The sequence below is a fragment of the Candidatus Chloroploca asiatica genome, assembly GCF_002532075.1.
Lineage (GTDB): Bacteria > Chloroflexota > Chloroflexia > Chloroflexales > Chloroflexaceae > Chloroploca > Chloroploca asiatica.
Genome location: NZ_LYXE01000061.1, coordinates 1 through 941 on the forward strand (window position 1 = coordinate 1; position 941 = coordinate 941).

Genomic DNA, 941 nt, shown 5'->3' on the forward strand with positions numbered 1-941 from the left:
ATGGTAGGTCATCGCGGAGGCAGATGGGATCGGCAATTCTAAAGATCACCACCGGCAATTCTAATTATCGTTGATCACACGCAGCTGTTTGCGCAGATCGACCAGCTCCAGACCCATCTGGAGGCCGGCACGCGACCGCTGGTCGAACAGCAGGGGGACCTCCGCGAGTTGCTGGCGCTGCGCCAGGAGCTCGGCCTGGGCTCGGGCCGCGAGCGCGAGCGTCCGCTGCCCTGGGCCGCGCACCTCCAGCAGGTGCTCTGCGGTGACGGGCAAGCTGTCGACGACGCGACCATCCGCTGTCCGCACTGCGGCGGCAGCCAGGTGCGGCGCAAGAGTCGCACGCCGCGCACCAAACGCTTCATCGACGCGGAGGGCCAGATCCAGACGGTTGATGTGTTCCGGTACTATTGCCAAAACCCGGCCTGTCCCCACCAGACCTTCACCAACCTGCCGTCCGACCTCATGCCTCATTCGCCCTGGCGGGCCGAGGTGCAGCTGGCGGCGCTGGGGGCCTACGAACTGGGGCGCGGCAGCTACCGGCGGGTCGCGGCGGGGCTGGGCGTCTCAACGGCGACCGCCTATCGCTGGGTCAGCCAGTTCGGCGGGCAGCTGCTGCCGGTGGCGGCGCTGTTTGGGGTGGTGCGTTCAAGTGGGGTGGTGGGCGTGGACGAGAAGTGGGTGCGCGTGCATGTGCCGGGCAAGCGCGGGTATCGCTGGATGTACGTCTCGGTGGCGGTGGACTGCGTCAGCTACGACCTGCTGCACATCGCCATCGCCCCACAGGCGGGCACGGCGAGTACGCAGGCCTTTTTGCTGGCGCTGAAGGCCAAAGGGTACCGCCCACAGGTCATCGTGACCGACCTGAACCCGGCGTATGGGGCCGCGCTTGCGGCGGTCTTCCCGCAGGCAACGCACCACGAGTGCGTCTTTCACGCGCTGCA

Annotated in this window: 1 protein-coding gene; it reads left to right on the forward strand. The window is 67.5% G+C overall.

The features are described 5' to 3' along the window. Window positions 1–168: 168 nt before the first annotated feature. A partial coding sequence (locus A9Q02_RS23590) for an IS66 family transposase (RefSeq protein ID WP_141508733.1) occupies window positions 169–941 on the forward strand: 773 nt, incomplete at its 3' end.